Raw genomic sequence first — 12,838 nt, 5'->3', positions numbered from 1 at the left:
CGAGGGTGCGACGTCAGCCTTACCGTCTCCCGCGAGGGGAGAGGGAAAGAGGGCGGAGCGCCGGCCCGGCGGGGCGGAGCGGCTCCGCGCCGAACCTCAGCTCTTCGGGGTCTGGCCGATCTCGAAGTTGGCCAGCAGCTCGAGCGCCTTCACCATGCCGGAGTGGTCCCAGGTGGAGCCGCCATGCGCCGCGCAGGCGTTGAACAGCTCCTGGGCAGTCGCCGTGTTGGGCAGGCTGAGGCCCATCTTCTTGGCCGCCGAGAGGGCGAGGTTGAGGTCCTTCTGGTGCAGCTCGATCCGGAAGCCCGGGTCGAAGGTGCGCTTCACCATGCGGTCGCCGTGCAACTCGAGGATGCGCGAGTTGGCGAAGCCGCCCATCAGGGCCTGGCGCACCTTGGCCGGATCGGCGCCCGCCCGCGCGGCGAACAGGAGCGCCTCGCCGACCGCCTCGATGGTCAGCGCGACGATGATCTGGTTCGCCACCTTGCAGGTCTGGCCGGCCGCGGTGCCGCCGACCAGGGTGATGTTCTTGCCCATCAGCTCGAACAGCGGCTTGACGGTGTCGAAGACGGCCTGCTTGCCGCCGACCATGATGGTGAGCGACGCCTGCCTGGCGCCGACCTCGCCGCCCGACACCGGCGCGTCGAGATACTCGCAGCCGAGCGCCTCGACCCTGGCGGCATACTCCTTGGTCTCGATCGGCGAGATCGAGCTCATGTCGACGACGATCTTGCCCTTCGACAGGCCGGCCGCGATGCCGGCCTCGGAGAACAGCGCCTTGCCCACGTCCGGCGTGTCCGGGACCATGACGAAGACGATGTCGGACTTCTCCGCGACCTCCTTGCCGGACGCGCAGGCGACGGCGCCCTTGTCGGTCAGCTCCGCCTTCGGCGGCCGCAGGTCGTAGAGGAACAGCTGATGGCCGGCGGCGATCAGGTGGGCCGCCATCGGCGTGCCCATGATGCCGAGGCCGACGAAACCGATCTTGCTCATGTGGTTCTCCTTCGGAGGTGTGCCGACGCGGTTTTCGCGGCGCGGCGTCGTTGGTGGAACGTGCGGCGGGCGCGGCCCGCCCCCGGTCGAATTCAGCCCGCCTTGAACTTGTCGCGCAGCGCCTGGGTGGCACCGCGGAACAGGCCGAGGTCGCTGCCGACCGCGACGAAGGTGGCGCCCCATTCGAGATAGCGGCGCGCCTCCGCCTCGACGCCGGTGAGGATGCCGGCCGCCTTGCCGGCCGCGCGGGCGCGGTCGAACACGTGCCGGATCACCGCCTGCACCTCGGGATGGCCCGGGTTCGCGAGGTGACCATAGGCGGCGGCGAGGTCGTTCGGCCCGACGAACAAGCCGTCGACGCCGTCGACGGACGCGATCGCGTCGACGGCCTCGACGCCCTTGCGGGTCTCGATCTGCAGCAGCACCGTGATGTTGTCGTTGATGGCCGGGAAGTAGCCCTTCGGGTTGAGGGTCCCGTAGTTGTTGCTGCGCTGGGCGATCGACACGCCGCGAAAGCCCTGCGGCGGATAGCGGGTGGAGGCGACGGCGCGCTCGGCCTCCTCGACGGTCTCGATGTAGGGGATGAGGAAGTTGTGGAAGCCGATGTCGAGCAGCCGCTTGAGGATCACGGGCTCGTTCCAGGGCGGCCGCACGACCGGCGCCGAGGCGCTGTCCTTGAGCGCCATCAGCTGCGGCACCAGGCTCAGCACGTCGTTGGGCGAGTGCTCGGCGTCGAGCAGAATCCAGTCGAAGCCGGCGAGTCCCAGGATCTCGGTGGTGATCGGGCTCGCCAGCGACGCCCAGCAGCCGATCACGGTCTTGCCGGACCTGATGTCGGCGCGGAACTGATTGGGAAAGGGACAGTAGGGAGTGGTCATCGTGGGTCCGTTGCTCTTGCGGAAGTCGGTGCGGCGGGATCAGCGCACGAGGCAGGGCTTCTTGCGGTCGAACGTCCAGCCCGGGACGAGATACTGCATGGCGACGGCGTCGTCGCGGGCGCCGAGGCCGTGCTCCTGGTAGAGCCGGTGCGCCGCCTCGACGGCGTCCATGTCGAGCGTGACGCCGAGGCCGGGCGCCTCGGGCACCGCGATCCGCCCGCCGACGATCTGCAGCGGGTCGCGGGTGAGGAACTGGCCGTCCTGCCAGATCCAGTGGGTGTCGATGGCGGTGACGCGGCCGGGCGCCGCCGCCGCCACGTGAGTGAACATCGCGAGCGACACGTCGAAGTGGTTGTTGGAGTGCGAGCCCCAGGTGAGCCCGAACTCGCGGCAGATCTGCGCCACCCGCACCGAGCCCTGCAGGGTCCAGAAATGCGGGTCGGCGAGCGGGATGTCGACGGACTGCAGGACGAGCGAATGGGCCATCTCGCGCCAGTCGGTGGCGATCATGTTGGTGGCCGTCGGCAGGCCGGTGGCGCGGCGGAACTCGGCCATCACCTCGCGGCCGGAGAAGCCCTCCTCGGCGCCGCACGGGTCCTCGGCATAGGCGAGCACGTGGCCGAGCCCCTTGCACAGGCGGATCGCCTCGGCGAGCGGCCAGGCGCCGTTCGGATCGAGCGTGATGCGGGCCGCCGGAAAGCGGGCCTTCAGCGCCGTCACGGCCGCGACCTCCTCGTCGCCCGAGAGCACGCCGCCCTTCAGCTTGAAATCGCGAAACCCGTAGCGGGCCTCGGCAGCCTCGGCGAGCCGCACCACCGCCTCCGGGGTCAGCGCGACCTCGTGGCGGAGCGTCTGCCAGTCGTCGCCCTGTCCGGACGGTGCCTCGTAGGGCAGCGGCGTCTTGTTGCGATCGCCGACGTAGAACAGATAGCCGAGCACGTCGACGGCGTCGCGCTGCTGGCCCTCGCCGAGCAGCGCCGCCACCGGCACGCCGAGATGCTGGCCGAGCAGGTCGAGCAGCGCCGACTCGAGCGCCGTCACGGCGTGGATGGTGACGCGCAGGTCGAAGGTCTGGACGCCGCGGCCGCCGGCGTCGCGCGCCGCGAAAGTCTTCCGCACGCTGTTCAGGATGGCGTTGTACGCGCCGATCGGCCTGCCGATCAGGAGCGGCGCCGCGTCCTCCAGCGTCTGCCGGATCTTCTCGCCGCCCGGCACCTCGCCGACGCCGGTATGGCCGGCCGAGTCGGTCAGGATCACCAGGTTGCGGGTGAAGAACGGCCCGTGCGCGCCGCTCAGATTGAGCAGCATGCTGTCGCGCCCGGCGACCGGCACGACCCGCACGGCTGTGACGACCGGGGTGCCCGTGGCCGAGTTCTCCTTCGTGGCGCCCGCGTCCTTGGTGGTCATGGCGTCTCTCTCCTGCGCGATGCCGTCCCTCGGCTCGCGTATCGTTCAATTCCCGTCATTCCGGGGCGCGGACCGTGAGGTCCGCGAACCCGGAATCCAGCGGCACACTTCGATTTCCGGGCTGGATTCCGGGTTCGCCGCTGCGCGGCGCCCCGGAATGACCCGAAGCCGTTCGCTCCGCTCCCTCGCTTATTCGATCGAGATCTTCCCGACCGTGATGACCTCTTTCCAGCGCGCGAGCTCCTGGGTCAGGAACTCGCGGAACTGCTCCGGCGTGTTGGCGACGATCTCGAAGCCGATCTCCTCCATGCGGGGGCGAACGTCGGGCGAATTGAGCGCGGCGACGATCTCGGAATGCAGCTTCGCCCTGACGTCGGCCGGCAGGCCCTTGGGCGCGGCGACCGCCTGCCACGAGAACACGTCGGCGCCGGCGACGCCGGCCTCCGACAGCGTCGGGATGTTGGGCAGCAGCGGCGAGCGCTTGTCTCCCGTCACGGCGAGCACCTTGAGGTTGCCGCCCTTGATCTGGCTGATCACCGCGTTGATGTTCTGGAACGACACGTCGACGTGGCCGGCGACGAGGTCGCTGATCGCCGGGGCGCCGCCGCGATACGGGACGTGCAGCCCGGCCGTGCCGGTCTTCTGCCAGAACAGCGCCGCGGTGAGATGATCGGACGAGCCGGCGCCCGAGCTGGCGAACGAGATCTTGCCGGGCCGCTTCTTCAGCTCGGCGACCAGCTCGGCGACCGTGTTGGCCGGGAACTTGGGATTGGCGACCAGCACGTTCGGGGCCCGCACCGCCACCGTCAGCAGGTCGAAGTCCTTCAGCGGATCGTATTGCAGCCGGGGCTGCAGGAACGGATTGGTGGCGTAGACGCCGATCGACGCCACCATGAAGGTGTAGCCGTCGGGCTGCGCGCGGGCCACCGTGGTGGCTCCGATGGCGCCGGTGGCGCCGGAGCGGTTCTCCACCACGAAGGGCTGGCCGAGCCGCTCGTTGAGCTTCTGGCCGATCTGGCGGGCAACCATGTCGGTCGAGCCGCCGGGCGGGAACGGCACCACCACGGTCACGGCCTTGTCGGGCCATGCCGCGAAGGCCGGGGCGGGAACGAGTGCGAGCGTGGCGGCGCCGCCCGCCAGGGCGAGGATCGTGCGCCGGTTGATCTCGGTGGTCATGTCGCGTTTCTCCCGGGGGTTCTTGTTGCGTGATCGAGAAGCGTCTTGTCGGCGTCCCTCACCAGAGGGTGGCGCCCCGCGCATTGGTCATCAGCGAGTAGATCGAGTGGGTCGACGCCATGAACAGGCGGTCGTGGTTGATGCCGCCGAAGCAGAGATTGGCGCAGCGCTCCGGCAGCGAGATGTGAGCGAGCGCCTTGCCGTCGGAATTGAACACCCGCACGCCGTCGAGCTCGTCGGTCCCCTGCCCCCAGCCGCACCACAGATTGCCGTCGGCGTCGCAGCGCAGGCCGTCCAGGGTGCCGCCGTCGGCCGCCTCGAGCAGCACGCGGCTGTTGGCCAGCTTCGTCCCCTTCTCGACCACGTCGAAGACGCGGACCTTGCGGGGGGTCGTGCGCCCCTCGACGACGTAGAGCTTCGACTCTTCGGGCGAGAAGCACAGGCCGTTGGGGCCGACGATGTCGGTCGCCACCGCGGTCACGCGGCCGTCCGGCGCCACCCGGTAGACCGTGTGGGGCAGTTCGGGCTTCGCCATCCGCTCCGACGGGTTAGGGCCGAAGGCCGGATCCGTGAACCAGATCGCGCCGTCCGAATGCGAGACGATGTCGTTCGGCGAGTTGAACGGCTTGCCCTCGAAGCGGTCGGCGACGGTCGTGATCGAGCCGTCGATCTCGGTGCGGACCACCCGCCGGGTCTGGTGCTCGCAGGTGACCAGGCGGCCGCTGCGGTCGCGGGTGTTGCCGTTGGAGAAGTTCGACGGCTTGCGGTAGGCGGTGACGCGGCCGGTGATCTCGTCCCAGCGCATGATCGCGTCGCCGGTGACGTCGCTCCACAGCAGGCAGCGCCAGTCGCCCATCCACACCGGACCCTCGGCCCAGCGGAAGCCGGTGGCGATGCGCTCGACCGTCGCGGAGAACACCCAGGACTTGCGGAACGAGGGATCGAGAACCTTGACGGCCGGATCCGGGATGCGGGTCGACGGCTCCCAGCCGGCGCCGGCCGGCGTGGCGGAGGCGGCGAGCGCCGCGGCGCCGATGCCGGCCAGGACGGCGCGGCGGGACGTGGTCGTTCGATCGGTGCTGTCGTCTTCACGATGGATCATGGCGATCTCCGGACGGACCGTGGATGTGACGTGTCTCTCGAACAGAGGTGCTTCGGTTGGCGGCGTCGGCGGCCTCAGGTCACCGGCGCGGGGTTGAAGACGGCCAGCGCGTTGTGCAGGCCCCAGTGGTCGGACCACGGCTTCTTGCGGCCCGAGGCGACGTCGAGCAGCAGGTGGAACAGCTCCCACCCGATCTCCTCGATGGTCTTCTCGCCGGTCGCGATGCGGCCGGCGTCGATGTCGATCAGGTCGTGCCAGCGCGCCGACAGGTCCTTGCGGGTCGCCATCTTGATCACCGGCACGGCGGCGAGGCCGTAGGGGGTGCCGCGGCCCGTGGTGAACACCTGCAGCGTGATGCCGGAGGCGAGCTGCATGGTGCCGCACACGAAGTCGGAGGCCGGCGTCGCCGCGAAGATCAGGCCCCGGGTGGTCGCCTTCTCGCCCGGCGCCAGCACGGCCGAGATCGCGCTGGTGCCGGACTTGGCGATCGAGCCGAGCGCCTTCTCGACGATGTTGGCGAGGCCGCCCTTCTTGTTGCCGGGCGTCGGGTTGGCGCTGCGGTCGGTCTCGCCGGCGGCGAGATAGCGGTCGTACCAGTCCATCTCGCGGATCAGGGCGCGGCCGATCTCTTCCGTCTTGCAGCGCGGGGTGAGCAGATGCACGGCGTCGCGCACCTCGGTCACCTCGGAGAACATCACGGTGGCGCCGGCCCGTACCAGGAGGTCCGAGCAGAAGCCGACTGCCGGGTTCGCGGTGACGCCCGAGAAGGCGTCGGAGCCGCCGCACTGCATGCCGACCACCAGCTCGGAGGCCGGCACCGGCTCGCGCCTACGCCGATTCAGCTTGTCGAGATGCCGCTCGGCGGTCGCCAGGATCGCGTCGACCATCGCCTGGAAGCCGGTGAAGCGCTCGTCCTGCATGCGCACGATCGTGTCGTCGGCCTCGCCCGCGTAGGCCTCGGGGACCAGACGCTCCGGCTGCAGCTTCTCGCAGCCGAGCGAGACGACCATGATCTCGCCGCCGAAGTTCGGGTTGAGCGCGATGTTCTGCAGCGCCCGGATCGGCACCACGGCGGCCGGCGCGGCGATGGCGACGCCGCAGCCGTAGAGATGGTTGAGGCCGACCACGTCGTCGACGTTCGGGTAGCGCGGCAGGAGCCGCTCCTTGATCAGCCGCACCACGTAGTCGACCGTGCCGGCGACGCAGTGCACGCTGGTCGAGAGGCCGAGAATGTTGCGGGTGCCGACCGAGCCGTCGGGATTGCGGTAGCCGTCGAACGTGTAGCCCTCGAGCGGCGGCAGGTCGGGCGGCACCCGGGTGGCGAGCGGCAGCTCCTCCAGCACGGGCGGGGCCGGCAGGCGCACCGAGAACTCGTCGATCCAGCAGCCTTTCGGCAGCGGCCGGTCGGCATGGCCGATGACCTCGCCGTAGCGGCGCACGACGCCGCCCTCCGGGATGTCCTCCAGCGCCACCTTGTGTCCCTGCGGCACGTGGTCGACCAGGGTGAGCCCGTCGTCGAACACGGTGCCGGCCGGCAAACCGCCCGAGTTGGCGACGATGGCGACGTTGTCGTCCGTGTGGACCTTGATGCGGAGCGGTCTCGCGAGCGTCGCGGTCGGCATGGCTGTCACCGGGGGCTGTGGAGGGGCCGGAAAGGACGCAAACAGCTCATCGGTCGTCATATGACCTTGGAGTACCGAGACCTCGGAGCGGAAAGTGCTGGACTGAACGACGACCAACAATCCGCATTATTACGCAATTTCACGGGCCGCAGGAAGCCTTCTCTTGCTTTTGTAGTCATCAGACGTATGATGACCATTCGTGGAAGGCGGCCGCGTCGGGTCCGGCCGGCCGAGGAGCGATCGCATGAGCTCGGAGTCTGCCGCGGAGCCTCGGGACCGGCCGCCTTCGGGGGCTTCCGCCCCCGCGGCCGAGCGGACGCGCCGGCCCAATCTGGCCGAGGGGGTGGTGCGCACCCTCTCCGAGCGCATCCGGGCCGGCACCTACCGGCCGGGCGAGAAGCTGCCGACCGAGCCGGCCGTGATGGCCGAGCTCGGGGTGAGCCGCACCGTGGTGCGCGAGGCGATGTCGCGGCTGCAGGCGAGCGGGCTCGTCGTCACCCGGCACGGCGTCGGCACCTTCGTATGCGAGGCGCCGAGCGCGCCGGTGCGGTTCGATCCGGTCGTCTCGGTCGAGGACGTGCTCGCCATGCTGGAGCTGCGCATCAGCCTGGAGACCGAGGCGGCGGCGCTCGCCGCCCGGCGCCGGCGCGACGAGCACCTCGCCGCGATGCGCCGCGCCGTCGACGACTTCGAGGCGGAGATCGCGGCGGGCCACAAGGGCGTCGACGCCGACTTCCGCTTCCACATGCAGGTCGCGCTCGCCACCGGCAACCGCTACTTCGAGGGCATCTTCCGCCAGCTCGGCACGGCGACGATCCCGCGCACCCGGCTCGACACCACGGTGCTGTCGGCCGAGCCGGCCGAGTCCTACCTGCACCGCACCAACCGCGAGCACGAGCAGATCCTCGACGCGATCCGCCGCCGCGACGCCGAGTCGGCCCGCGCCGGCATGCGCATGCACCTCGCCAACAGCCGCGAGCGCCTGCGCAAGGCCAACGCCATCGCCGACGAGACCGAGACGACGCCGGGCGGCGGGTGAATTGATTCGGAGTCATTCCGGGGCGCGGCGAAGCCGCGAACCCGGAATCCAGCCCCGATCTCGGTGCGTGCCGCCGGCTCCGGGCTCGCGCGCTACCGCGCGCGCCCCGGAACGACGGCGATGCCGCCCGCGCCGGCCGGGCCCGCCGCTACGGCGCCGTCTCCCCGACCAGAGCGAACCACTCGTCCTCGGTCAGCACCGTGACGCCGGCATCGCGCGCCTTGGCGAGCTTCGAGCCGGCGCCGGGACCGGCGACCAGGAAGTCGGTCTTCTTCGACACCGAGCCCGCCACCTTGGCGCCGAGCCGCTCGGCCATCGCCTTCGCCTCGTCGCGCGTCATCTTCTCCAGCGCACCGGTGAACACCACGGTCTTGCCGGCGACCGGCGTCGTCGTCTGCGGCTTCTCGGCGTCGACGATTTCCGACAGCTCGGCGACCAGGCGCTCGACCACGCCCTCGTTGTGAGCTTCGCCGAAATACTTCGCGACCGCGTCGACCACGGCGTCGCCGATCTGGTCGATGGCGTCCATCTCGGCGCGCGCGTCGGCGTCGCCGGCCGCGATCCGCCTCGCCGCGGCGAAGAAGGCGTCCCACGACCCGTAGGCGCGGGCGAGCTGGCGCGCCGTCGTCTCGCCGACATGGCGGATGCCGAGCGCGTAGATCAGCCGCTCCAGCGAAATGGTGCGGCGGGCGTCGATAGCGTCGAACAGATTCTTTACCGAGGTCGCGCCGAAGCCTTCCTTGTCCTTCAGCTTCTTGAAGTTCGCGGCGTCGCGGCGGGCCAGCGTGAAGATGTCGGCCGGCTCGCGCACCGGCAGATCGTCGCTCTCGAAGAAGAAGGCGATCTGCTTCTCGCCGAGCCCCTCGATGTCGAAGGCGCGACGCGACACGAAATGCCGCAGATGCTCGATCGTCTGATACGGGCATGCGAACTCGCCGGTGCAGCGGGCGATCGCGCCCTCCTCGCCGGCGGCCGTGGTCTCGCGCACCAGCGCGGTCTTCAGCTCGCATTTGCAGGTCGTCGGGAAGCCGTAGGGCTCCGCCCCGCGCGGCCGTTCCTCGACGACGCGAACCACCTGCGGAATCACGTCGCCGGCGCGCTGGATCTCGACCGTGTCGCCGATGCGCACGCCGAGCCGCGCGATCTCGTCGGCGTTGTGCAGCGTCGCGTTCTGCACCACCACGCCGCCGACCGTGACGGGCTCCAGCTTGGCGACCGGCGTGTGCGCGCCGGTGCGGCCGACCTGGATCTCGATATCGTGCAGCAGCGTCGTCGCCTTCTCGGCCGGGAACTTGTGGGCGATCGCCCAGCGCGGCGAGCGCGACACGAAGCCGAGCCGCTCCTGCCAGTCGAGCCGGTCGACCTTGTAGACGACGCCGTCGATGTCGTAGTCGAGCGTCGCCCGGTTCAGCCCGATCTCGCGATGGAAGGCGATCAGCGCCTCGGCCGAGTCGCAGCGCCGCGTCAGCGGATTGGTCCTGAAGCCGCAGCGCTCGAACCACTGGATCATGCCGGACTGGCTGTCGGCCGGCATGGTGCTCATCTGGCCCCAGGCATAGGCGAAGAAGCCGAGCGGCCGCGACGCCGTGACGGCCGGATCCTTCTGCCGCAGCGAGCCGGCGGCGGAGTTGCGCGGGTTGGCGAAGATCTGGCCGCCCGCCGCCCGCTGCCGCTCGTTGAGCGCCAGGAACGCCGCCTTGGTCATGTAGACCTCGCCGCGCACCTCGCACACCGGCGGCACGCCGCGCGCCTTCAGGGTCTTCGGCACGTCGTCGAGGGTGCGGATGTTGGCCGTCACGTCCTCGCCCTCGAAGCCGTCGCCGCGGGTCGCCGCCGAGACCAGCCGGCCGTTCTCGTAGCGCAGCGACATCGACAGCCCGTCGATCTTCGGCTCGGCGCTGAAGGCGACCGGTTCGTCGTCGGCGAGCCGCAGGAAGCGGCGCACGCGTGCCACGAACTCGGTCACCTCCTCGTCCGCGAAGGCGTTGTCGAGCGACAGCATCGGCACCGCGTGGCGCACCTTGGCGAAGCCGCGCGAGGGCGCCGCGCCGACCTTGCGGGACGGCGAGTCGGCGCGGATCAGCTCCGGGAAGCGCGCCTCGATGGCGGCGTTGCGCGCCCGCAGCGCGTCGTACTCCGCATCCGAGACGCTCGGCGCGTCCTCCTGATAGTAGCGGGCATCGTGCCCCGCGATCTCCTCCGCCAGCCGCGCGAGCTCCGCAGCGGCCTCGTCCGCGGTGAGGGCGTCGACCGGGGTGGTGTCCGGGTGCTTCGAAGTCATACAATGAGAACCGTAGAATTGGTCATTCCGGGGCGCGGGCGACAGCCCGCGAACCCGGAATCCAGCCCGGTAACGGGCGCCGTCCACGTGGCTGGATTCCGGGCTCGCGCCTTCGGCGCGCCCCGGAGTGACCGGTGAACCGAACAGCCGTCACGCGTCCGATGTTCTACGTTTATCTGCTCGCGAGCCGAAAACAAGGAACGCTCTATGTGGGGGTGACGCGCGATCTCGTGCGCCGGACCTGGCAGCACTAATCCCACGACGTTCCCGGTTTCACGACTCGATACGATGTCGACCGTCTCGTCTGGTTCGAATGCTACGACGATCCGGTGACCGCGATCGAGCGCGAGAAGGAAATCAAGAAGTGGCGCCGGGCATGGAAGATCGCGCTGATCGAGAAGGACAACCCGGACTGGAGGGACCTGTACCCGGAGATCACGAGATAAAGCGAACCGGTTAGGTCATTCCGGGGCGCCGCGTAGCGGCGAACCCGGAATCCAGCCGGTGACGGGCGTTGTCCGCGTGGCTGGATTCCGGGTTCGCGCCTTCGGCGCGCCCCGGAATGACGGCGTAATACACCCCCGGCGCCGCCCCCTACCCCGCCGCGGCCTTCAGCAGGCGGTCGGCGGCGGCGCGGGCTTCGGCGGTGATCTCGGCGCCGGAGAGCATGCGGGCGATCTCCTCGCGGCGGGTGCCGTCGTCGAGCACCGCGACGCGGGTGGCGACGCGCTTGCCGCGGTCGAGGGCGCCCTTGCTGATCAGGAGGTGGCGGTCGGCGCGCGCCGCCACCTGCGGGGCGTGGGTGACGGCGATCACCTGCACGGTGCCGCCGAGCCGGGCGAGCCGCACCCCGATGGCGTCGGCGACGGCGCCGCCGACCGCCGTGTCGATCTCGTCGAACACCAGGGTCGGCGCCGAGCCACGGTCGGCGATCACCACCTTCAGCGCCAGCAGGAAGCGCGACAGCTCGCCGCCCGAGGCGATCTTCATCAGCGGCCCCGGCGCGGTGCCCGGATTGGTCTGCACCTGGAACTCGACGCGGTCGAGCCCGTGCGGGCCGGGCCGCTCGGGCTCGCTCAGGATCGCGGTGGCGAAGCGGGCCCGCTCGAGCTTCAGGGGCTTCAGCTCGCCGGCCAGCGCCTTGTCGAGCGCCTCGGCGGCGCGCCGGCGCTGGCTCGACAGTGCCGCGGCGGCGGCGTCGAACCGCCCCGCCGCCTCGGCCGCCTCGCGCTCCAGCCGGGCGAGGCGCTCGGCGCCGGCGTCGATCAGCGCGAGGTCGCTGGCGTAGCGCTCGGCGAGCGCCGCGAGCCCGTCGACCGCGACGTCGTACTTGCGACCGGCGGCGCGCAGCGCGAACAGCCGCTCCTCGATCCGCTCCAGGGTGCGCGGATCGAAGGCGCCGGCGGCGAGCGCCGCCTCCAGATGGCCGCGCGCCTCGTCGAGCGCGGTGAGCGCCGCGTCGATCGCCGCCACGGCCGGGGCGACATAGCCGCCGGCGGTGCCACGCCGCTCCAGCCGCCGCACCGCGGCGGCGAGCGCCGGGCCGGGCGACTGCGGGCCCGACACCACGGCGAGCGCGTCGCGCAGGTCGTCCGCGGCCTTCTCGGCCTGCATCATGGCGCTGCGGCGGTCGGCCAGCGTCGTCTCCTCGCCCGGCTCGGGGGCGAGCGTGCGCAGCTCGTCGACGGCGTGGCGCAGCCAGTCGGCCTCGCGTTGCGCCCGCTCCACCTCGGCGCGGTGCGCCGCCAGCGTCTGCTCGGCGTCGCGCCGCGCCGCCCACAGCCGCGCCACCGATTCGGCGTCGCGCTCGAGCCCGCCATAGGCGTCGAGCAGGCTGCGGTGGCTCGCCGGGTCGACGAGGGCGCGGGCATCGTGCTGGCCGTGGATCTCGACCAGGCGCTCGCCGAGGCTCTCCAGCACCTTCACAGACACCGGCTGGTCGTTGACGAAGGCGCGGGTGCGCCCGTCGGCGAGCTGGACGCGGCGCAGCAGCAGCTGATCCTCGACCGGGATGTCGTTGTCGCGCAGGAGGTCGTTGACCGGATGCGCGGCGTCCGGCTCGAACACGGCGGTGATCTGGCCCTGCTCGGCGCCGCTGCGCACCAGCGCGGCGTCGCCGCGCGCCCCCAGCGCCAGCGCGAAGGCATCGAGCAGGATCGACTTTCCCGCCCCGGTCTCGCCGGTCAGCACGGCGAGGCCCGGCCCGAAATCGAGGTCGAGGCGATCGATGAGGACGATGTCGCGGATCGAGAGGCGGGCCAGCATGTCCAGTCCACAGCTGGGGCGCAGCCCGAGACCGTCATCACGAGGCGCGAGCGAAGCGAGCCTCGAAGGATGAAC

9 protein-coding genes and 1 pseudogene are annotated in these 12,838 nt (G+C 70.9%); 2 read left to right on the top strand and 8 right to left on the bottom strand.

Annotated features, from left to right (window positions below; all coding sequences use genetic code 11):
* Positions 1-96 precede the first annotated feature (96 nt).
* From glxR to garD, 6 genes are all read right to left on the bottom strand, one after another.
* Entirely contained in the window at positions 97-1,176 is a 1,080-nt protein-coding gene (gene glxR / locus J2S22_RS00615; protein WP_272776180.1) for a 2-hydroxy-3-oxopropionate reductase, read from the bottom strand.
* Positions 1,086-1,871 carry a 2-dehydro-3-deoxyglucarate aldolase gene (gene garL, locus J2S22_RS00610; RefSeq protein ID WP_272776181.1) on the bottom strand — a complete coding sequence of 262 codons (786 nt, stop codon included), beginning with the start codon at positions 1,869-1,871 and terminating at the stop codon, positions 1,086-1,088. Before garL ends, glxR begins: the two co-directional genes overlap by 91 nt.
* Before the next feature lie 39 nt (positions 1,872-1,910).
* The gene (gene gudD / locus J2S22_RS00605) at positions 1,911-3,278 is read right to left on the bottom strand and encodes a glucarate dehydratase (RefSeq protein ID WP_272776182.1); all 1,368 of its coding nucleotides are present in this window, start codon (positions 3,276-3,278) and stop codon (positions 1,911-1,913) included.
* A 189-nt stretch (positions 3,279-3,467) separates the two neighbouring features.
* Positions 3,468-4,454: a Bug family tripartite tricarboxylate transporter substrate binding protein gene (locus J2S22_RS00600; protein ID WP_272776183.1), complete on the bottom strand. Its 987-nt coding sequence runs from the start codon at positions 4,452-4,454 to the stop codon at positions 3,468-3,470.
* Between the two features lie 58 nt (positions 4,455-4,512).
* On the bottom strand, positions 4,513-5,556 hold the full coding sequence (locus tag J2S22_RS00595) for an SMP-30/gluconolactonase/LRE family protein (protein WP_272776184.1): 1,044 nt from the start codon (positions 5,554-5,556) through the stop codon (positions 4,513-4,515).
* A gap of 74 nt (positions 5,557-5,630) precedes the next feature.
* Positions 5,631-7,178 (bottom strand): galactarate dehydratase, encoded by a 1,548-nt coding sequence (garD, locus tag J2S22_RS00590; protein WP_272776185.1) that lies wholly within the window; start codon positions 7,176-7,178, stop codon positions 5,631-5,633.
* Positions 7,179-7,422: 244 nt separating this feature from the next.
* On the opposite strand from garD, the gene J2S22_RS00585 reads away from it, so the two are divergent.
* Positions 7,423-8,217, top strand: a complete 795-nt coding sequence (locus tag J2S22_RS00585) for a FadR/GntR family transcriptional regulator (protein ID WP_272776186.1) — start codon at positions 7,423-7,425, stop codon at positions 8,215-8,217.
* A 148-nt stretch (positions 8,218-8,365) separates the two neighbouring features.
* Here J2S22_RS00585 and ligA read toward each other — a convergent pair whose 3' ends face one another.
* A complete protein-coding gene (gene ligA / locus J2S22_RS00580; protein WP_272776187.1) occupies positions 8,366-10,498 on the bottom strand; it encodes an NAD-dependent DNA ligase LigA in 2,133 nt (710 codons plus the stop codon).
* A 161-nt stretch (positions 10,499-10,659) separates the two neighbouring features.
* Here ligA and J2S22_RS00575 point away from each other — a divergent pair.
* Positions 10,660-10,944 (top strand): annotated as a pseudogene (locus tag J2S22_RS00575) (GIY-YIG nuclease family protein).
* Between the two features lie 148 nt (positions 10,945-11,092).
* On the opposite strand, the gene recN reads toward J2S22_RS00575, so the two are convergent.
* On the bottom strand, positions 11,093-12,763 hold the full coding sequence (gene recN, locus J2S22_RS00570) for a DNA repair protein RecN (RefSeq protein WP_272776188.1): 1,671 nt from the start codon (positions 12,761-12,763) through the stop codon (positions 11,093-11,095).
* Positions 12,764-12,838 lie beyond the last annotated feature (75 nt).

It is taken from the genome of Rhodoplanes tepidamans (assembly GCF_030813915.1).
Lineage (GTDB): Bacteria > Pseudomonadota > Alphaproteobacteria > Rhizobiales > Xanthobacteraceae > Rhodoplanes > Rhodoplanes tepidamans.
Note: the sequence above shows the minus strand (reverse complement) of the source record. Positions and strands in the feature narration are given on the sequence as shown.